Source organism: Staphylococcus sp. HMSC036D05 (genome assembly GCF_001836225.1).
Lineage (GTDB): Bacteria > Bacillota > Bacilli > Staphylococcales > Staphylococcaceae > Staphylococcus > Staphylococcus caprae.
In genome coordinates this window covers 272229-292724 of the sequence record NZ_KV827781.1, presented here as the reverse complement: position 1 = coordinate 292724, position 20496 = coordinate 272229, and the positions used below count along the sequence as shown (strand labels likewise).

Here is a 20496-nt window from a genome sequence, read left to right as displayed (position 1 = left end):
GTTGAGACAATTGATTATGTCCCAACCTCTATCTTTGATTATTGATTTCTCGTTTCATGATGTGAAGTAATTTGTGTGTTCATTTTCAAAAAAATAAATTGTGCTTAATTTCAAGCAAATTTGATGACCACAAGTGACGGTTATCATATAATATAATAATCTAGTAAGATGATATATTTATTAAAAATAAAAGCATAAATACTATCGTAAAATCGGTGAGTAAATCATCATTCATCATATATCTATTTAAGAATTGAGGTTTTAATCTTGAGTACTAAAAGTAAACACATCCCTTGTTTAATAACAATATTCGGTGCCACTGGTGACCTTAGTCACAGAAAGTTATTCCCTTCTATATTTCATTTATTTCAACAAGACAATCTAGATGAGCACATTGCGATTATCGGTATAGGTCGTCGCGATTATTCAAATGATGAGTTCCGCAATCAAGTTAAATCATCAATTCAAAAGCACGTCGAAGATACGAATAGAATTGATGAATTTATGAATCATGTGTTTTACCACAAAACAGATGTCAGTGATGAGGAAAGCTATGATTCATTATTAAAATTTAGCAATCAATTAGATTCTGAATTTGGATTACAAGGCAATCGCCTGTTCTATTTAGCGATGGCACCACAATTCTTTGGTGTTATTTCTGATTTCTTAAAGTCGTCAGGTCTAACGAATACGACTGGTTTCAAACGTTTAGTCATTGAAAAGCCTTTCGGTAGTGATTTGAAATCTGCAGAATCACTTAATAATCAAATTAGACGTTCATTTAAAGAGGAAGAAATTTATCGTATCGATCATTATTTAGGTAAAGATATGGTACAAAACATTGAAGTTCTTCGCTTTGCGAACGCGATGTTTGAACCGTTATGGAATAATAAATACATTTCAAATATCCAAGTGACATCTTCAGAAGTGCTAGGTGTTGAAGACCGCGGAGGATACTATGAATCCAGTGGTGCATTAAAAGATATGGTGCAAAACCATATGTTACAAATGGTTGCTTTATTAGCAATGGAAGCCCCTATTAGTTTAAATAGTGAAGATATCCGAGCAGAAAAAGTTAAAGTTCTTAAATCATTACGTCAATTAAAACCTGAAGAAGTAAGAAAGAATTTTGTGCGCGGTCAATATGATAAAGGAATCATTGAAGGTAAAGAAGTGAAACCATATCGTGAAGAAGATCGTGTAGCTGAAGATTCGAATACACCAACATTTGTATCAGGTAAGCTTACGATTGATAACTTTAGATGGGCTGGTGTTCCTTTTTATATTAGAACGGGAAAACGTATGAAATCTAAAACCATTCAAGTCGTTGTTGAGTTTAAAGAAGTACCAATGAATTTATACTATGAAACAGATAAATTATTAGATTCTAACCTACTTGTGATTAATATTCAGCCTAACGAGGGTGTGTCATTACATTTAAATGCGAAGAAAAATATTCAAGGTATTGATACTGAACCTGTACAACTTTCCTATGCGATGAGTGCACAAGATAAAATGAACACAGTAGATGCATATGAGAATTTACTCTTTGATTGCCTTAAAGGTGATGCGACAAACTTTACGCATTGGGAAGAATTAAAATCTACATGGAAATTTGTAGATGCTATTCAAGACGAATGGACAATGGTCGAACCTTGCTTCCCTAACTATGAATCAGGTACGAATGGTCCTTTAGAAAGTGATTTATTATTAAGTCGTGATGGTAATCACTGGTGGGACGATATTCATTAAAGTGTATTGAATATAAGTATTTCAGCGGTGTTATTATTTTTTATTAAAAATAATGATATTGAATCATGTTTTAATGATAATGATTATGTCATATTAACAATATTGTGAATGATGATAGGTCTATTTAGAATGGTTGGTTGATAACTACTTTGCCACTTCAACTTTATAGACCTTTGTCGTTCACTTTTTTATTTTTAAAAATACTATAGCTTTAAGGTGTATCTTAGTTAAAAATAATGTACAATAATGATTATGATTGAAAGTAATTGGAGTGAAAGTTTTGGACGTTATCAAGCAAATACAACAGGCAATCGTATATATTGAAGATCGTCTATTAGAGCCGTTTAATTTGCAAGAACTTAGTGATTACGTTGGTCTTTCGCCGTATCATTTGGATCAATCTTTCAAAATGATTGTCGGTCAATCACCAGAGGAATACGCACGTGCTCGGAGAATGACGATAGCTGCAACTGATGTGATACATGGTGCAAGTCGTTTAATGGATGTAGCTAAAAAATATCGCTATGCAAATTCAAATGACTTTGCGAATGATTTTAGTGATTTTCATGGGATTTCACCTATCCAAGCTTCAACAAAAAAAGATGAGCTTAAATTTCAAGAGAGATTATATATTAAATTATCAACGACAGAGAGAGCACCATATACATATAGACTTCAAGAAACTGAGGATATTTCTCTAGTTGGGTATTCAAGGTTTATTCCTACAAAGCATTTATCAAATCCTTTCAATGTACCGGATTTCTTAGAGGATTTACTCGTTGAAGGTCATATTAAAGAACTTAGACGATACAACGATGTAAGTCCATATGAATTATTTGTTGTTAGTTGTCCTCTTGATGAAGGATTGGAGATATTTGTAGGCGTACCAAGTGAACGTTATCCAGCACATTTAGAGAGTAGATTTCTACCAGGCAGACATTATGCAACATTTAATTTACAAGGTGAAATTGATTACGCTACGAATGAAGCGTGGTATTATATTGAATCAAGTTTGCAACTCACGTTACCGTATGAGCGGAACAGTTTGTATGTTGAGGTGTATCCACTTGATATTTCATTTAATGACCCGTTCACTAAGATTCAATTGTGGTTGCCTATTAAACAAGAAGTTTATGATTTAGAAGAACTAGACTAAATTTGAAAATGACAAAAGTTAGAGAGTGGAGCAACGAAATTATATTCGTTGCTCCACTCCTTTTTTATGTTGAGGAATATGGTATGGTTTATTCAGCTTGTTGCGTGAATGTGTTGATACTTGTGGATGCGATTTGTTATTGTACGGGGATCTGCGTATGATTTCGCCTATACTTATGCTTACTTATATTTATACTTCCGCAACAAAGGCCTCGTACGGTTGTATTTGATTAAAGTTGATAGCGTGATTGATATAGTTGTGTAACTTCACTTGGCTGTCATTTTCCAAATGATAAGGAACGTTAAGTTGACTGACTTGATCGGTTAAATTACCAACGACAAGTATAGTTTGATTATTTAACGTGCGTGTATATGCGAAAATGTTAGGATTCTCTGCATCGACTAAATCAAACTGTCCATAAGTATAAATGTCATCAGATTTCTTCAATTGGATTAAAGCTTTATAGAAATTAAGTACAGAATGTGGATCTTTACTCTCTTGTTCGACATTAATTGTTTTATAATTTGGATTCACAGGGAACCAAGGTGTACCCTTTGTAAAACCGCCATTCATTGAATCGTTCCATTGCATAGGCGTTCTAGAATTATCTCGATTTTCCATTTTATACTTATCTAAGAGTTGATTCACATCTCCACCCTGTTCTTTAACAATTTGATATTCATTTTTAACTGCAACATCATTGAACGTTTCTATACTTTCGAATGGATAATTTGTCATACCAATTTCTTGGCCTTGATAGATAAACGGTGTTCCTTGTTGTAAAAAATATGTGACAGCATGACTCGTTGCAGATTCATACCAAAATTGTTGGTCATCTCCCCAAGTAGACACGCGTCGAGGCTGGTCATGATTCTCAATAAATAAGGCATTCCATCCCTTGCCTTCTAAACGTTTCTGCCAACGATTTAATACGTCTTTATACGACTTCACATCAAATTGCGTGTCGCCAGTACTCCACAATCCTAAATGCTCAAATTGAAAAATCATATTAAATTTACCTTTATGTTCTCCTACCCATTCTTCAGCATTATCAGGATTTACACCGTTCGCTTCACCTACTGTCATAATATCGTATTGACTTAGAGATTTGTCTTTCATTTCTTGTAGCCAGTCTTGAATACCTGGTTGATTCATATCTACATCAAAGGCTGGTGCATACGTTTTACCTTCTGGGACAGGCAAGTCACCTGCTTCAAATGTTTTCTTAATATGGGTGATTGCATCGACACGGAAACCGTCAATACCTTTTTCAAACCACCAGTTCATCATTTCAAAGACTGCATTACGCACATCAGGGTTATTCCAATTTAGATCTGGTTGCTTTTTACTAAATAAGTGGAAGTAATATTGACCTGTATGGCTATCGTATTCCCAAGTTGATCCATTGAAAATGCTTTCCCAATTATTAGGTTCTGTGCCATCATCCTTTGGGTCTTCCCAAATGTACCAATCTCGTTTAGGACTATCTTTACTTGATTTAGATTCGATAAACCAAGGATGTTCATCGGAAGTATGATTTACAACTAAATCTAAAATTAATTTCATGCCGCGTTCATGTGTCTTCGATAATAACTCATCGAAATCTTCCATTGTTCCGAATTCATCCATAATCGCTTTATAATCACTTATATCATAACCATTATCATCGTTAGGCGATTTGTACATCGGGCTTAACCATATAACATCTATACCTAAATCTTTAAGATAATCTAATTTCTCAATCACACCTGGTAAGTCCCCAATACCATCATCATTACTATCATTAAAACTTCTCGGATAAACTTGATATGCGACTGCTTCTTTCCACCATTGTTTATTCACTTGTATCACTCCTTCATGTTATTTGTAGATTCGCGTTCAATAATTGTAGTTGGAATCCATACGTTATCTTTAGACACTTCACGTTGATTTAATAATTGTATAATTTTCTCTCCTGATTTGTTTCCAACTTCAACGGGATGAATATTCACAGTTGTTTGCGGAGGACTTCCCATTTCTGTTAATAGAGAATCATTGAATGTTGCAGTACATACATCAGCAGGTATTTGAATATTTAAGTTATATAATACACTTAACACTGTATGGTGAATGACGCCATCAGACGATATGATTGCTGTTGGTCTAACTGAAAGTTCTTCATTCATAAAGTATGTTTGCAATAGAGTTTGTATACTATCTCTATTATTTTCAGTTTCTAAAATTTCGTGAGTTATACCTCTTTGACGCGCTTCATCGCGGAAACCAGTAGACCTGTCATCTGTCACAGCATATTGACCTGATTCATTGATGAAAATAATGTGACGATGGCCTTTATGATATAGATAACTACATAAATCATGACCTGCTTTTTCATTATCATTATCAATATGTATGATAAATTGGTCTTTTTCATCTAATGGTTTACCAATAACCACAAACGGAACGTCTTCATCGATTAATAATTGATTAATTACATTATTACTTTTAGAAAAAAGTAAAATAAATCCATCTACAGCATGCGTATGTATCATCCCTTGTACTTCTTGAAAAAGACTTTCTTCTGAAGTCGATATCGTACTTTTGATAGCATATCCTTCTTCGTTACATCGTTGTGTAATTCCATGCAATACATCACTATAAAAAGGATTTTGTCGAACATCTTTAGAAGCACTTTTTAAAATAATACCAATTGTTTTTGTCTTTTTAGTAATGAGCGAGCGTGCTGTTAAATTTGGGATATAACCTAAATCAGACATGATTGCTTTAACGTGTGCAGTAGTTTTGTCACTAATGCTTGGGTGATTCTGAATGACTCTGGAAACCGTAGATGGAGATACTTGTGCAACCCGTGCGACATCTTTAATTGTTACCGTGAGAAATCACCTCTTTTTTGAAAAAAAATGGAAAGCGTTTACATTTATTATCATAATTCCTTTCCGAAATTTATGCAAACGTTTGCGTTAAATCGCTAAAAAAGTAGCCTCACTCAACATTAAATGAGTAAGGCTAGTTATTGAATCACACATATTAATTATTCTTCAACCCATTGAGTATGGAATACACCTTCACGATCTTTACGTTCGTAAGTGTGAGCTCCGAAGTAATCACGTTGTGCTTGAATTAAGTTTGCAGGTAAGTCTTCTGAACGATAACTATCATAGTAATTAATGCTTGCTGAGAAACCTGGTGTTGGAACACCGTTTTTCACACCTGTTGCAACAACATCACGTAAAGCATCTTGATATTCAGTCACAATGTTTTTGAAGTAAGGGTCTAATAATAAGTTTTGTAACTCTGAGTTGTTATCATAAGCGTCTTTAATTTTTTGTAAGAATTGAGCGCGGATGATACAACCTTCTCTCCAAATCATTGCTAATTCACCAAGTTTAAGGTTCCATTCATGATCTTCACTCGCTTTACGCATTTGAGCAAAACCTTGCGCGTAAGAACAAATTTTACTCATATATAAAGCTTTGCGGATTTTTTCTAAAAATTCATCTTTATTACCATCAAATGAAGCTTTAGGTCCATTTAAAGATTTTGACGCATTTACACGTTCTTCTTTAATTGAAGAAATGAAACGAGCAAATACTGATTCAGTAATAATTGTTAAAGGAATACCTAATTCTAGTGCATTAATTGAAGTCCATTTACCAGTACCTTTTTGACCAGCAGTATCAAGAATTTTCTCCACTAGCGCTTCGTTATCTTCGTCTAACTTAGTAAAGATATCGCCAGTGATTTCGATAAGATAACTTTCTAGCTCGCCAGCATTCCATTCTTTAAATGTTTTAGAAATTTCTTCATGTGACATGCCTAATAAGTCTTTCATCATTGCATAACTTTCTGCAATTAATTGCATATCAGCATATTCAATACCATTGTGTACCATTTTAACGTAATGACCTGCACCGTTTGGTCCAATGTATGTGACACATGATGCGCCATCCTTAGCTTTAGCAGCAATAGCGTCTAGGATATCACTTACTTTATGGTAAGCATCTTCTTGACCACCAGGCATTAATGAAGGTCCAGTTAATGCACCTACTTCACCACCGGATACTCCCATTCCGATGAAATTTACGCCACTTTCAGCTAAAGCTTTATTGCGTCGAATTGTATCTTGATAATTAGTGTTACCACCATCGATTAAAATATCATCATCGTCCAATAAAGGTAATAAGCCATCAATTGTTGCATCGGTAGCAGGACCAGCTTTAACCATTAATAAGATTTTACGGGGCTTTTCTAAAGAATTAACAAATTCTTCTAAAGAGTATGTTGGATGGATTTGTTTACCTTGTGATTCTTCAACCATCTCATCCGTTTTTTGTCTTGAACGGTTATAAACTGAAACACTATATCCACGTGATTCGATGTTCCAAGCAAGGTTTTTACCCATTACAGCTAAACCTACTACTCCTATTTGTTGTGTCATATTACTTACCTCTCTTGTTCAAAATTTTCAATAATATTGTAACATAAAACGTCTCTTAACAATTACTAAAAGACCGTATTACTCAGTAACAAGTTCAATGATTTTTAAGATTTGACTAGCTAGCATATATAAATCATTTGTTGAAATTCTTTCAGATGTTGTGTGGATGTTTTCATAACCTACACCTAATATGACGGATGGAATACCATATCTATTCATAATATTACCATCAGAGCCACCGCCAGCAATGCAAGTGTCCCCTTTAAGACCTAAAGCAACGGCACTTGCTCTAGCAAATTTTGTTACGTCCTCATCATCTTCAACTTTAAATCCTGGATAGCTCGTTTCGATTTCAACATGTGCTTCTCCGCCGAATTCTTTAGCTGTCGCCTCAAAGGTTTCTTTCATATGTTGGACTTGTGTGTGAATACTTTCATCATTATGAGAACGTGCTTCAGCTTCAAGAATGACTTCGTCCGCAACGATATTTGTAGCCGAACCACCGTGGAATTTCCCAATATTAGCTGTAGTTAATTCATCGATTTGACCTAATTTCATTCTGCTAATAGCTTTAGCTGCAATATTAATCGCACTAACACCTTTGGTTGGCGTACTCGCATGCGCAGTTTTACCTTTAATGGTTGTGTAAATCTTCATTTGAGTAGGAGCGCCAACTACAGTTGTTCCTACATCCTTACTTGCATCGACTGCATAACCAAAGTCGGCATCTAATAATTGAGTATCTAACGCTTTAGCTCCAACTAATCCTGACTCTTCACCTACAGTGATGACAAATTGAATTTGACCATGAGGTAAATCTCGTTCTTTAATTTGTTCAATCGTTTCAATTAAAGCAGCTAATCCAGCTTTATCATCAGCGCCTAGTACCGTTGTTCCATCAGAATAAATGTATCCGTCATCTTTAACTTGAGGCTTGATATTTATTCCTGGCACGACTGTATCCATATGACTCGTAAAATAAAGTTTCGGAACTTTCTTATCTGAAATGTTACTTGGTAATGTACATATTAAATTATTAGCTCCTAAACCTTCTATACTTGAAGCATGATCCTCTTTGACTTGTAAGCCTAAACTTTCAAATTTATCTTTTAAGATAGGTTGAATCGTTTGTTCATTGCCTGTTTCTGAATCAATTTTCACTAATTCTAGAAATGTGTTAAGTATACGTTCTTTGTTAATCATGAATGCAAAATCCCCTTTCGTATATAAACTTATTTTAACTGACTTTAAAGTTTATCAAAAATAAATTGATTGCTTTTTAGAAATAAATCATTTATGGTTACTTTATAATAACGTATTTTGAATCGCGTTTGATGTTTAGAAGCGATTTGACCATATGTGGAGGAATTTAGAATTGAATAACAAAGTTTTACGTATCATTATTGTTGTCATGCTCGTTGCAGTCGTTTTAGCTTTATTATTGACAAGTTTAGCACCAATAATGAATTAATGAGAAAACCGTTACATTAGACTCAATCATCAAGTTTAATGTAACGGTTTAATTTATATTTCACTATGCAGTTTTAAAGAACCAAATTGAGATTTAATATTCAAATACTCTTCCAGTTCATTCAAGATTTGAATAATATTAGCACGTGAATTTAATGCTTCGTGTGTAGTTGGTAGTGGTAATTTGTCGAGGGATAGTCGAATCTCATAAAGCGAATGGAGTCGCAAAGCTGTATAATCGTTACTATTAACGTTGCTACCAATCTCTGTCATTAATTGAGATATTTTACCAAGTATAGGATCATCAGTTGATATGCTTTCGATAAGATGGGTCATTCTTTTTAATAACTCAACTTGCTCTTCTCTCATATCAAAATAGTGATAATAAGAGTTTTCATTTCTAACAAAGTGATTTTTAACATCCCTAAAAGCTAATGACTTCGCCTTTTTAATATTAAATAATAAAGCTTCAAATTTTATATCTAATTGATCTTTACGTATAGAACAAGCGTTACTAAATATCGTAAATACATCTGTGATTTGATGTTCGATATCGTTTTTATATCGTTTTAATTTTTTATCTAAACTAGGCATCATAAGGTTCATAATGAACGCAATACCTAATCCTACTGTTAATAACAATATTTCATTAATAATGAGGTGGCCATTAATTGCTTTAGCATTAAATACATGCAGTAAGATAACGCAACTCGTTATCACACCTTCTTGCGCGTTAAGCACAACTGTTAAAGGTATAAATAACAGTACAATGAGTCCTAATACTAATGCATGTTGACCTAATAAACTAAATATAGCAGCGCCTAAAAACAAAATTAATAAACATGAGACTAAACGTGAAATAATAGCTTGAACAGAATGCATTTTAGTATGTTTGATACATAGCACAACTAAAATTGCACTTGAAGCATAGTTGTCTAATCCTAGTAGTTTACAAATGATGACGCCGAGCGTCATACCCACAGCGGTTTTAAGAGTTCTAAATCCAATCTTATAAGGATTTAACTTTAACATGGGTTACTTGCCTCTTATCTTTCTTCACAATATTTATCGAATAAGCCTTGCAGTTGATTGATAACATCCATAACATCATGACCTTCGATTTGGTGACGTTCGATCATTTCTGTGATTTTACCGTCTTTAACTAAAGCGAAAGAAGGGCTTGATGGTGCATAACCTTCGAAATAATCTCTTGCTTGTTGTGTCGCTTCTTTATCTTGACCAGCGAAAACTGTTACTAAGCGGTCCGGTAATTTATCATAATGTAAAGCATGTGTCGCAGCTGGACGTGCAATACCACCAGCACAACCACAAACTGAGTTAACCATGACTAATGATGTGCCATCTTGTTTTAATACATTATCTACTTCATCAGCAGTTGTTAATTGTTCGTAACCAGCATTTTCAATTTCGTTACGTGCTTGTTCTACAACCCCGTTCATATATAAATCAAAATTTAAATCCATATTAGGTCACCTTTCATTCCATTGTTAATTTTAACTTCTTTTATTCTACTAATTAAAAGTGCATTGTTCAACAAGCTTGATTGATGAATTTATTTAGTGTGTATGAAACTGATAATAAATCAATGTAATGTCATCACGTATTTGATGAATAAAAGTTGAACGAAGTATGTATATAAACATAAAAAAAGTTCTAAGAGGCTTAGACATAACGAGTTCGATTTCACCTAAATCCTAAACGTTTGTGTCTTATTCTCTTAGAACTATTATTTTGGGAGGAACTTCCTAATTTGAGATTAAATATTTATTAAATATTTATCATTATAGGCAATGACTTAATAAATATTAGTGTTTTCAATTGAGTATTGTTCAATACGTTTTTTAATATGGTTCATAAATTGGCCAGTTTGTAGTCCATCTAAGATTCGATGATCTATTGAAATACACAAGTTAACCATATTTCGAATTGCAATCATATCATCGATGACAACTGGCTTTTTAACCACAGACTCAACTTGTAATATCGCAGCTTGAGGATGGTTAATAATTCCCATAGAAGATACAGAACCAAATGAACCTGTGTTATTGACAGTAAATGTACCGCCTTCCATATCTTTTTGCGTAAGCTGTCCATGACGTGCTTTGTTAGCTAAATCGTTGATTTCACGTGCAATACCTTTGATAGATTTTTCATCAGCGTGTTTGATGACTGGAACATATAACTTGTCTTTGTCTGCAACCGCGATGGATATATTAATATCTTTATGAATAACGATTTCTTCGCCTTGCCATGTACTATTAAGTAAAGGATGTGCTTTCAATGCATCTGCAACTGCTTTAACGAAGAAAGCGAAGAATGTTAAATTATAGCCTTCATTTTGCTTGAATGTATTTTTATGATGGTTTCTTGTTTTAACTAAATTTGTAGCATCTGCTTCAATCATCATCCAACCGTGTGGTATCTCAGTCACACTTGTCACCATATTTTGGGCGATAGCTTTACGTACGCCTTTAACTGGAATTGTACTACCTTGATTATATGTTGGACTTTGATTGTTTTGACTTTGTGATTGATGCGTTGTTTCATTTGAAAATTGAGTATTGCTATTTTTCTCTTCGTTGTTAGTTTCAGTTTCATTTGAGCGGCTAACTGTTTCAGGATGTTCAATGGCATGTTGAATATCTTTTTTAGTTACGCGGCCTTCGAAACCAGTACCTTGTACTTGAGTTAAATCGATATTGTGTTCAGATGCTAACTTAAATACAACGGGTGAGAAACGACCATTATTTTTCGGTTTCACAGAAGATTCTTCTTTTTGATCTTTATTATCACTTGATTGCTTGCTTTGTGTCACCTCGTTACGTGCGCCATCATTTTCAGGTTGAGTATCATCGGTTTGACTTAATTCAGATTCGTCTTTTTCATTACCGGTATCAATTTTACAAATGACAGCATCAACATTCACCGTTTCGCCTTCATTTACAATGAGTTCAGTTACAACACCTGATACTGTAGAAGGAACTTCGGCAGTCACTTTGTCAGTAATGACTTCGCATAGTGGCTCGTACTCGCCTACTTCATCTCCAACAGAAACCAACCATTGTTCGATAGTACCTTCATGTACACTTTCACCTAATTTAGGCATTTTAATTTCCAATTGACACCCTCCTTAGAATTCCGCTAATTCTCGCATTTTATCTTGTATTTTTTCAGGACTCATCATAATTTCATTTTCGAGGACAGGTGAAAATGGCATAGATGGAACGTCAGGTGCCGCTAATCGCATGATTGGCGCATCCAAATCAAATAGACAATGTTCAGCAATGATTGCTGAGACTTCTGACATTACACTACCTTCTAGATTATCTTCTGTTACTAAAAGGACTTTACCTGTTTTACTTGCGCGTTCAATAATCGTTTCTTTATCAAGTGGATAGACGGTTCTTAAGTCTACTACTTCCACATTAATACCATCTTCTGCTAAAATATCAGCCGCTTGTAAACAGTAGTTAACCATTAAACCATAACAGAATACTGTTATGTCATCACCTTGTCTTTTAACATCAGCCTTACCAAGTGGCACTGTGTAATATGCTTCAGGAACTTCTTCTTTTAAGAATCTGTATGCCTTTTTATGTTCAAAATATAATACTGGATCATTAGATTCAATCGATGATAATAACAGGCCTTTAGCATCATATGGTGAAGAAGGAATAACAATTGTTAAACCAGGCGTAGAAGCAAAAATGCTTTCAATACTTTGTGAGTGATATAATCCACCGTGCACGCCACCACCAAATGGTGCTCTTATTGTAATAGGACAACCCCAATCATTATTAGAACGATATCTCATTTTAGCGGCTTCACTAATAATTTGGTTCGTTGCCGGTAAAATAAAATCAGCAAATTGAATTTCAGAAATAGGACGTTTACCTATCATCGCAGCACCTATAGCAGTTCCAATAATGTTAGATTCTGCGAGTGGTGTATCAATCACGCGTTCAATTCCATATTTACTTTGTAAACCTTGTGTTATGCCGAAAACGCCACCTTTTTTACCAACATCTTCTCCAAGAATAAATGTGTTTTTATCTTTTTCGAGAGCTAAGTCATGAGCTTGTCGAATGGCTTCTAAATAAGATAATTTAGTCATTGTCTTGCACTCCTTCTTCATAGACATATGCATATGCTTCTTCAGTTGAAGGATATGGCGCTTCTTCAGCAGTCTTAGTTGCTTTATTAATGATATCTTTATGTTCTTGTTCTAACTCAGATAACCATTGTTCATCGATAATGTTATTTTCGAGTAGATACGATTTGAATTTAAGATTGCAATCTCCTTCTTTTAACGAATCACGTTCTTCTTGAGTACGATATTTATCATCGTCATCTGAAGAGTGTGGTGTCATACGAGAGGTAACAGCTTCTATTAAAGTTGCGCCTTCACCATTTAACGCACGTTCTCTAGCTTCTTTCATCGCTTTATAAACGGCAATAGGATCATTGCCATCGACATGTTCTCCGTGCATACCATATCCTAATGCACGATCAGATAAATTTTCTGCTGCATATTGAAGAGAATCTGGCACAGAAATGGCATATTTGTTATTAATAATCACGCAAATAAAAGGTAAATCATGTACACCAGCAAAGTTAAGTCCTTCATGGAAATCACCTTGATTTGAACTTCCTTCCCCTACTGTAGCAGTAGCGATGTTTTGTTTTTTATCCATTTTTAACGCTAGTGCTGCACCGACAGAATGAGGAATTTGTGTTGCGACTGGTGAACTTTGCGATAGGATTCCTTTTTCTCTATGACTAAAATGAGAAGGCATTTGTTTACCACCAGAGTTGATATCATCTCGTTTGCCAAATGCAGAGAGCATTGTATCTAATGGCGTAATACCCATGTATGTAACAAACGCTAAATCTCGATAATATGGTGAAGAAATGTCTCCTTCTTTCATGGCGTATGCCATGCCTATTTGAGTTGCTTCTTGACCTTGACCGCTAACTACAAAGGGGATTTTGCCTGCGCGATTCAGTAGCCATAATCTTTCGTCTACTTTTCTTCCTAAGTCCATCCATTTATACATATTCTTGAGGTCTTCTTCTGTAAGGCCTGCAGACTTATAATCAATCATCTTTTTTCCTCCTACTATACGTGAATCGCTCTACCTTCTACTTTTAGACCTAGTTCCATTAATACTTCTGATAAAGAAGGATGTGCATGTGTGGTTAAACCAAGTTCTAAAGAAGAGCCATTCATAAACTGTAACAATGAAACTTCATTAATTAATTCCGTTACATGAGGTCCAATCATATTAAGACCAATAATTTCATCTGTTTCTTGATTAATAATCATTTCACAAAAGCCTTTTTGCTCGCCAATATCGTCTATCATTGCTTTACCAATAGCTTTGAATGGTACTTTATAAGCACGTGCTTTAATATTTTGAGCTTTAGCTTGTTCTAAATTCTTACCTATAGAGGCAACTTCTGGATACGTATATACACATTTTGGTACCAGGTCATAATCAACAGGTATAGGTGACCCTTCAAACATGTGCTCTACTGCTGCCATACCTTCTTTAGAGCCAACGTGCGCAAGTTGAAGTTTACCTATGCAATCGCCAGCAGCATAGATATGTTTATCTTCCGTTTGTTGAAATTCATTTGTAAGGATATGACCAGCTTCGTTTGTTTTAATTTTAGTGTTGTTTAATCCAATATCGTGTGTATTGGGTTGTCGACCTATAGATATTAAAACTTTCTTTACATGGATTTGATTATCTCCAAAATGAATTGTAACACCATCATCGTCTTTTTGAATACTATTTTCATCGAGTTGAACATCTTCATGGAATGTCACGCCACGTTGTGTTAATTCGTTCTTCAATGTGGATGCGATTTGCTTACTTTCAGTTGGCAATATACGTTCGTTTGCTTCAATCACTGTTACTTTTGTTCCTAAATCATTTAAGAGAGATGCAAATTCTAAACCGATGACTCCCCCGCCTATAATAGCTAAATGTTCAGGTAGTTCTTGTAATGCTAAAATATCATCACTCGATAGAATACGTTCATGATCAAAATCAATAAAAGGTAACGACTTAGGCGTGGAACCTGTAGCGATAAGTACAAACTGATTTGGTATTAAGTCAGATTCGCCATCGTCATATTCTACAGAGATTGTTCCACTCTGAGGAGAAAAAATTGATGTTCCAAGTATTCTACCTGTGCCGTTATAAACGTCAATATGATGGTGTTGCATTAATTGATTAACACCTTGATACATTTGACTTACAATGGCATCTTTACGTTTTAAAATATTTTCAAAATTAATATTAAAATCATTTACATCAATACCGAATGATGTGGCATTCTTAATTGTATGGTGTACTTCAGCAGATTTTAATAACGATTTAGTAGGTATACAGCCTTTATGCAAACATGTGCCACCTAATAAAGATTTTTCAACGATTGCAACGTTTTTGCCTAATTGTGAAGCTCTAATAGCCGCAACGTATCCGGCAGTGCCTCCACCAAGGACGACTAAATCATATTGTTTTTCTGACATGGTCTTACTCCTTAAATACTTAGAAGACTAAATATGCAAGAACAATTGCTCACCAGTGCATTTTAGTCCCCTAATAGATTTGCTCATTTAGACATTGATACGTTTACAAATTTAATAAAATGTAACTATCAAGGTGCTAATAAAAAATAATACTTTCCTATTCTACATCAATTTGCATTGTTAATACATTTAAAAATAATGAAATTTTTGAATATCCTTAATGACAATTGTTTTAGGATAATGTGTTCAAAATTAAAATTTGAGAACTTGTGACATTTAGGATTGATGATTTTGGGCAATCATTTCCTTAGCATTTTCTCTAGTTAATTCAGTGACGCTAGCGCCTGAAATCATACGTGCGACTTCGTCAATTCTATCATCTTCTAATAATTCTTTAACTTGGGTTGTTGTTCTATCGTCATTAGAAGCTTTACTGATTAAAAGATGATGATCACTCATTGAAGCAACTTGTGGTAAGTGAGAAATGCAAATGACTTGTATATATTCGGCAATATCTCTCATTTTTTCTGCCATTTTTTGTGCCGCTTGTCCAGAAACGCCTGAATCGACTTCATCAAATAGTATCGCTGTTTGTCCGCGTGATTTAACAAAAATACTTTTTAGTGCAAGCATAATTCTAGATAATTCGCCACCTGAAGCAATTTTGTTCAAGCTTTTTAAAGGTTCTCCTTTATTCGGACTAATTAAAAATTCTACAAATTCTATACCTTCTTGATTAGGTTCATCAAGTGGTTTGAATGAAATTTCTAAATTAGCATCTTTCATTTGTAAATTTTGAATTTCTGAAACAATATGGTCGCGTAATTCTCTTGCAACACGTCTCCGTTCTTTAGAAAGTTCTTTGCCTACTTCAAATACTTCTTTATAAAGTTGACTGATTTCTTCTCTAAGTTGTGATGTGCTTTGTTCGTAATTTTCAATTTTATTAATTTCCTCTTCTAATTTACCTTGATATGCAATGAGTTCAGATATATCTTTTCCATACTTACGTTTAAGGTTGTTTAAAAGATTCATCCTAGATTCAAGTTCGTTAAGTATTTGTTCATCAAATTCAGTGTTAGCCATTTCGTCGTAAATTTCGTGCTTTGCATCTTCAAGAATATAGTAAAATTGATCGACGTCTTCTTTTAATTTTTCATATTTCTTTGGAACAATATCATTAATAGATTGTAAGTGGTTACTTAATTCATATAATCGATCTGGAATTGCATTTTCGTCAGTAAGTACTTGATGTGCACTATTTAGAGCTAAACTCAACTTTTCAGAGTTTTGAATGCGTTTTATATCGGTTTCGAGTTGTTCAACTTCGTCTTCTTTAAGTGAAGCTTCAGTAAGCTCTTCAAATTGAAATTTCATTAGATCAAGTCGTTGTAATAATGCTTGGTCTGCCGATTCCAACTCTTCTAATTCTTTTCTTTTATCTTTATATTTTGAAAAAACATCCTGATATTGATGTAACAAATTAGAATATTGATCTTCAGCATAATCATCCAACAATTTAAGATGATACTTCTGTTTAAGCAAAGATTGCGTTTCGTGTTGGCCATGTATATCTAATAGTTCTTGCATTACCTTTCTCAAATCTTGAAGCGTTACAGTTTGATTATTGATACGACAAATACTTTTACCTGAACTAAATATCTCTCTTTTTACTAGAAGAAAATCTTCATCCACATCTATAGATAAATTTTCAAGAATTGAAATGGCATCTTTACTTTCATCGATATCAAATATACCTTCAATAACGGCTTTCTTTTCGCCGTGACGCACATAATCTGAAGATGCACGCATACCGATTAATTGTCCTATTGCATCAATAATAATGGATTTACCTGATCCAGTTTCACCACTTAATACGGTTAACCCACCTGAAAAATGAATTTCAAGTTCATCTATAATCGCAAATTGCTTTATTGATAAGGTTTGTAACATAAATTCATCGCATCCTTATAATAAATTGAAAATTCGTGTTTTAATCTCTTCACTAGCTTCTTCATCACGGCAGATGAGTAAACATGTATCGTCGCCGCAAATCGTACCAAGTACTTCTTCCCAATCAATTTGGTCTAAAATTGCTCCAATTGATTGTGCGTTACCTGGAAGTGTTTTAAGTACAAGTAAGTTTCCAGTTCCTTCAATATTAACAAAGGAGTCCATAAGGTATCTTCCAAGTTTCTCCAATGGATGATATTTTCTATCATTAGGTAAACTGTATACATATTGACCTGATGGTGCTGGAACTTTGATTAATTGTAATTCTTTAATATCTCTTGAAACTGTCGCTTGTGTCACGTTTAAATCATACTCATTTAATCGTTTTACCAATTCATCTTGTGTCTCTATTTGTTCGTTTGAAATAATCTCTCTAATTTTTATATGTCTAACCGATTTTTTTGGCACAATAAACACCTCTAGTTACGAATATTTATACAATGATTTTAACACATGCATCTCATAACTACTACTAAACACTATTTATCTATTACTTTATTATATTTTTTCTTTGGCATGATAACAGTATTTATTGTAAAATTTAAACTTTTTAAAAGTAAAGTCCAGCCGTTTGTATAAAAATTAATTTATGAATATTTTTTGTATATGCGTATAAAGTTAGAATAAAAAGAAAAACGATTGATGCAATTTTTCATCAATCGTTAATTAATCTTAATGGTCTCTATTATAAAATAAATCTACAATTTCCTTTAATTGAGCAGTGTCAAATTGTGATGGTAAACAATCTAGACAATATAATGCTTGCTTCATATGATAATCTAATTTATCTTCTGCGCCTTCTTTTCCTAACAATGAAACATAAGTGCTTTTATGATTCGTTTCATCGCTTCCAACAGCTTTTCCAAGTTTTTCTTCATCACCATAAACATCTAATAGATCATCTTTGATTTGGAACATCAGTCCTAAATGTTGACTGAATTCTTCTAAGTGATCAGATGTCTCTTGATCGACTTGAGCGATATCAACTGCAGCCATTACTGCAAAAGTAAGTAATGCACCAGTCTTTGCTTTATGGATCGCTTCTAAAGTAGTTAAATCAACCGTTTTATTTTCACTTTGCATGTCTAGAGTTTGACCGCCTACCATGCCTAGATGACCACTTGCCTTAGATAACCTTTGTACTAATTTGACTTTAACTTGATCTACAATTAATTCATCGTTAGAAACCAATTCAAAAGCTTTTGTTAGAAGTGCGTCTCCAGCTAATATTGCTTTCCATTCACCGTATACTTTGTGATTGGTTAGTTTACCGCGGCGATAGTCATCGTCATCCATTGCAGGTAAATCATCGTGAATTAAGGAGTAAGTATGAATCATTTCAAGTGCTAAGGCACTTTGTACCCCTTTATCATAGTCACCTTTTAACATATTAAGTGTTAATAATAATAAAACGGGTCTAATTCTTTTGCCGCCTGCTTGAAGAGAGTACATCATGCTTTCTTCTAAATCAGTGTTTAATGATGAATTTTGAATTGACTGATTTAATTTAGTATTAATTTGTTCAATTAAATTAGTCATTGTCGGCTTCTTCATTTTCTTGATCCTCAGCTTCTTCTTGCATTAATTTATTCACTTTCTTTTCAGCATCTTTTAAAGTTGAATCACAAGCGGTTGATAATTTCATTCCTCGTTGGTACAAATCTAGTGACTCTTCTAAAGAGACAGTTTCATTATCTAGTTTTTGAACAATACTTTCTAATTCTTGCATCATTTCTTCAAAACTTTGCTTTTCTTTACTCATCATTACACCTTACTTTCTTGACAATTGCGTCGACATTTCCATCTTTCATTGTTAAAGAAATTGAATCATTTTCTGATATATCATGTGTGCTTGTAACAACCTTATCATCTTTATTCACTATTGCATAACCACGTAACATTGTATTAGTAGGACTTAAATTATTAAGATTTTCAATTTTATTTTTTAAATCTGCTTTCATTTTGGATAAATCATTGTTTATTTTTTGAGACATTCGAGAACGAAGTTGTGAAATATTTTGTTTATCCTGGTTAATATGTTGGCTGAGTATTTTTAAATTAAAATTTTGTCTTAATAACTTAAGATGCTGGTGTTGTCTTTCAATGTTTGTGAGTGTGATTTGTTTCAGTTGCTTTTCCAAATCATCACGTTTTTGAATCTGTTGATCATACAATAAAGAAGGTTGTTTAAATTTATAATAGGATGATAAATGACTTAACTGTTTCTTTTGTTGCTCAATGTATTGTTTGATAAATCGTGTCAACGAGAATTGATACTGCTTAATTTGTTGCATTAATTCATATTGATCAGGTGTTGCAATTACGGCGGCTTGAGTTGGTGTTGCCGCTCTGACATCTGCCACAAAATCACTTAAAGTAAAGTCAGTTTCATGTCCTACAGCTGAAATGATTGGTGTAGGACATTGATAGATAGCTTTAACAACCTCTTCTTCATTGAAATTCCATAAATCCTCAATTGAACCGCCACCACGACCAACAATAATAGTATCTACATTTAGAGAGTCGGCATATTGAATTTTTTCGATGATATCTTCTTTAGCCTGAGTTCCTTGTACTAAGGTACTAATTTGAATTTGTTCCACTAAGGGATATCTACTGTTAATTGTAGAATGAATATCTCTAATTGCAGCACCAGTACTTGCAGTGAGTACAGCTATTTTCTTAGGAAACTTTGGTATAGGTTTTTTGATGTTATTATCAAAATATCCCTCTTTAGCAAGTTTCTTTTTGAGTTCTTCTAACTTTTGGTATAAGTTTCCTATTCCATCAAGTTGCATTTTATTCACATAAATTTGATAGTTACCTCTTCTCTCGTAAACAGAGACTCGAGCTTCCAATAGTACTTCGTCCCCCTCTTTGGGTTCGAAACCTAATTTGGAAGCATTTCCTTTGAACATCATTGCACTAATCACAGACTCTTTATCTTTAACATTAAAGTATAAATGGCCACTTGAATGTTTCTTGAAATTTGAAAGTTCTCCTTTTAATAGAACAGATTGTAAATGAGGATCTTGATCAAATTTATATTTGATGTATTTAGTTAGAGTAGAAACACTTAAATATTCAGTCATAAATATCACTCAT

General features: G+C 33.8%; 18 protein-coding genes. 3 read left to right on the top strand and 15 right to left on the bottom strand.

The genetic code is table 11. The features are described from left to right. Window positions 1-267 precede the first annotated feature (267 nt). Window positions 268-1752: a glucose-6-phosphate dehydrogenase gene (zwf, locus tag HMPREF2580_RS06140; RefSeq protein ID WP_002443014.1), complete on the top strand. Its 1485-nt coding sequence runs from the start codon at window positions 268-270 to the stop codon at window positions 1750-1752. Window positions 1753-2032: 280 nt separating this feature from the next. Next, on the top strand, window positions 2033-2908 hold the full coding sequence (locus tag HMPREF2580_RS06135) for an AraC family transcriptional regulator (protein ID WP_037541470.1): 876 nt from the start codon (window positions 2033-2035) through the stop codon (window positions 2906-2908). A gap of 189 nt (window positions 2909-3097) precedes the next feature. Here the strand turns inward: HMPREF2580_RS06135 and HMPREF2580_RS06130 are convergent, their stop codons facing one another. The 4 genes from HMPREF2580_RS06130 to HMPREF2580_RS06115 form a co-directional block, all read right to left on the bottom strand. Continuing rightward, window positions 3098-4750 (bottom strand): glycoside hydrolase family 13 protein, encoded by a 1653-nt coding sequence (locus HMPREF2580_RS06130; RefSeq protein WP_070831192.1) that lies wholly within the window; start codon window positions 4748-4750, stop codon window positions 3098-3100. A 5-nt stretch (window positions 4751-4755) separates the two neighbouring features. After that, window positions 4756-5772 carry a LacI family DNA-binding transcriptional regulator gene (locus HMPREF2580_RS06125; RefSeq protein WP_070831190.1) on the bottom strand — a complete coding sequence of 339 codons (1017 nt, stop codon included), beginning with the start codon at window positions 5770-5772 and terminating at the stop codon, window positions 4756-4758. A gap of 167 nt (window positions 5773-5939) precedes the next feature. Further along, entirely contained in the window at window positions 5940-7346 is a 1407-nt protein-coding gene (gndA, locus tag HMPREF2580_RS06120) for an NADP-dependent phosphogluconate dehydrogenase (RefSeq protein ID WP_070831187.1), read from the bottom strand. A gap of 78 nt (window positions 7347-7424) precedes the next feature. Beyond that, a complete protein-coding gene (locus HMPREF2580_RS06115) occupies window positions 7425-8549 on the bottom strand; it encodes a M20/M25/M40 family metallo-hydrolase (RefSeq protein WP_070831183.1) in 1125 nt (374 codons plus the stop codon). Window positions 8550-8721: 172 nt separating this feature from the next. Between HMPREF2580_RS06115 and prli42 the strand changes: the two genes are divergently transcribed. Then, window positions 8722-8817: a stressosome-associated protein Prli42 gene (prli42, locus tag HMPREF2580_RS12315; protein WP_152333550.1), complete on the top strand. Its 96-nt coding sequence runs from the start codon at window positions 8722-8724 to the stop codon at window positions 8815-8817. A gap of 53 nt (window positions 8818-8870) precedes the next feature. Here the strand turns inward: prli42 and HMPREF2580_RS06110 are convergent, their stop codons facing one another. From HMPREF2580_RS06110 to xseA, 11 genes are all read right to left on the bottom strand, one after another. After that, window positions 8871-9848: an aromatic acid exporter family protein gene (locus HMPREF2580_RS06110; RefSeq protein WP_070831180.1), complete on the bottom strand. Its 978-nt coding sequence runs from the start codon at window positions 9846-9848 to the stop codon at window positions 8871-8873. 14 nt (window positions 9849-9862) lie between these two features. Next, window positions 9863-10300 (bottom strand): bacilliredoxin BrxB, encoded by a 438-nt coding sequence (gene brxB / locus HMPREF2580_RS06105; RefSeq protein ID WP_002443031.1) that lies wholly within the window; start codon window positions 10298-10300, stop codon window positions 9863-9865. Window positions 10301-10632: 332 nt separating this feature from the next. Beyond that, entirely contained in the window at window positions 10633-11955 is a 1323-nt protein-coding gene (locus HMPREF2580_RS06100; RefSeq protein WP_070831177.1) for a dihydrolipoamide acetyltransferase family protein, read from the bottom strand. A 12-nt stretch (window positions 11956-11967) separates the two neighbouring features. Continuing rightward, complete coding sequence (locus HMPREF2580_RS06095) at window positions 11968-12951, bottom strand: alpha-ketoacid dehydrogenase subunit beta (RefSeq protein ID WP_070831175.1); 984 nt, start codon at window positions 12949-12951, stop codon at window positions 11968-11970. Next, window positions 12944-13942 carry a thiamine pyrophosphate-dependent dehydrogenase E1 component subunit alpha gene (locus HMPREF2580_RS06090; protein WP_070831172.1) on the bottom strand — a complete coding sequence of 333 codons (999 nt, stop codon included), beginning with the start codon at window positions 13940-13942 and terminating at the stop codon, window positions 12944-12946. The genes HMPREF2580_RS06095 and HMPREF2580_RS06090 overlap by 8 nt, the downstream gene beginning before the upstream one ends. A 14-nt stretch (window positions 13943-13956) precedes the next feature. After that, complete coding sequence (gene lpdA / locus HMPREF2580_RS06085; protein ID WP_070831168.1) at window positions 13957-15378, bottom strand: dihydrolipoyl dehydrogenase; 1422 nt, start codon at window positions 15376-15378, stop codon at window positions 13957-13959. Window positions 15379-15654: 276 nt separating this feature from the next. After that, a complete protein-coding gene (gene recN, locus HMPREF2580_RS06080; protein ID WP_070831165.1) occupies window positions 15655-17331 on the bottom strand; it encodes a DNA repair protein RecN in 1677 nt (558 codons plus the stop codon). Between the two features lie 15 nt (window positions 17332-17346). Continuing rightward, window positions 17347-17799: a transcriptional regulator AhrC/ArgR gene (ahrC, locus tag HMPREF2580_RS06075; protein ID WP_037541473.1), complete on the bottom strand. Its 453-nt coding sequence runs from the start codon at window positions 17797-17799 to the stop codon at window positions 17347-17349. 264 nt (window positions 17800-18063) lie between these two features. Then, the gene (locus HMPREF2580_RS06070) at window positions 18064-18945 is read right to left on the bottom strand and encodes a polyprenyl synthetase family protein (protein ID WP_070831162.1); all 882 of its coding nucleotides are present in this window, start codon (window positions 18943-18945) and stop codon (window positions 18064-18066) included. Beyond that, window positions 18923-19153 (bottom strand): exodeoxyribonuclease VII small subunit, encoded by a 231-nt coding sequence (locus tag HMPREF2580_RS06065; RefSeq protein ID WP_070831159.1) that lies wholly within the window; start codon window positions 19151-19153, stop codon window positions 18923-18925. The genes HMPREF2580_RS06070 and HMPREF2580_RS06065 overlap by 23 nt, the downstream gene beginning before the upstream one ends. Beyond that, window positions 19146-20483, bottom strand: a complete 1338-nt coding sequence (xseA, locus tag HMPREF2580_RS06060) for an exodeoxyribonuclease VII large subunit (RefSeq protein WP_070831156.1) — start codon at window positions 20481-20483, stop codon at window positions 19146-19148. Before xseA ends, HMPREF2580_RS06065 begins: the two co-directional genes overlap by 8 nt. Window positions 20484-20496: the final 13 nt, after the last annotated feature.

What these genes read in the sequence shown, in the direction of transcription:
- HMPREF2580_RS06065 (WP_070831159.1), bottom strand. Translation starts at nt 19,153, where the DNA reads ATGAGTAAAGAAAAGCAAAGTTTTGAAGAAATGATGCAAGAATTAGAA.
- xseA (WP_070831156.1), bottom strand. Translation starts at nt 20,483, where the DNA reads ATGACTGAATATTTAAGTGTTTCTACTCTAACTAAATACATCAAATAT.
- HMPREF2580_RS06095 (WP_070831175.1), bottom strand. Translation starts at nt 12,951, where the DNA reads ATGACTAAATTATCTTATTTAGAAGCCATTCGACAAGCTCATGACTTA.
- gndA (WP_070831187.1), bottom strand. Translation starts at nt 7,346, where the DNA reads ATGACACAACAAATAGGAGTAGTAGGTTTAGCTGTAATGGGTAAAAAC.
- brxB (WP_002443031.1), bottom strand. Translation starts at nt 10,300, where the DNA reads ATGGATTTAAATTTTGATTTATATATGAACGGGGTTGTAGAACAAGCA.
- recN (WP_070831165.1), bottom strand. Translation starts at nt 17,331, where the DNA reads ATGTTACAAACCTTATCAATAAAGCAATTTGCGATTATAGATGAACTT.
- HMPREF2580_RS06070 (WP_070831162.1), bottom strand. Translation starts at nt 18,945, where the DNA reads ATGAAGAAGCCGACAATGACTAATTTAATTGAACAAATTAATACTAAA.
- lpdA (WP_070831168.1), bottom strand. Translation starts at nt 15,378, where the DNA reads ATGTCAGAAAAACAATATGATTTAGTCGTCCTTGGTGGAGGCACTGCC.
- HMPREF2580_RS06110 (WP_070831180.1), bottom strand. Translation starts at nt 9,848, where the DNA reads ATGTTAAAGTTAAATCCTTATAAGATTGGATTTAGAACTCTTAAAACC.
- HMPREF2580_RS06115 (WP_070831183.1), bottom strand. Translation starts at nt 8,549, where the DNA reads ATGATTAACAAAGAACGTATACTTAACACATTTCTAGAATTAGTGAAA.
- HMPREF2580_RS06090 (WP_070831172.1), bottom strand. Translation starts at nt 13,942, where the DNA reads ATGATTGATTATAAGTCTGCAGGCCTTACAGAAGAAGACCTCAAGAAT.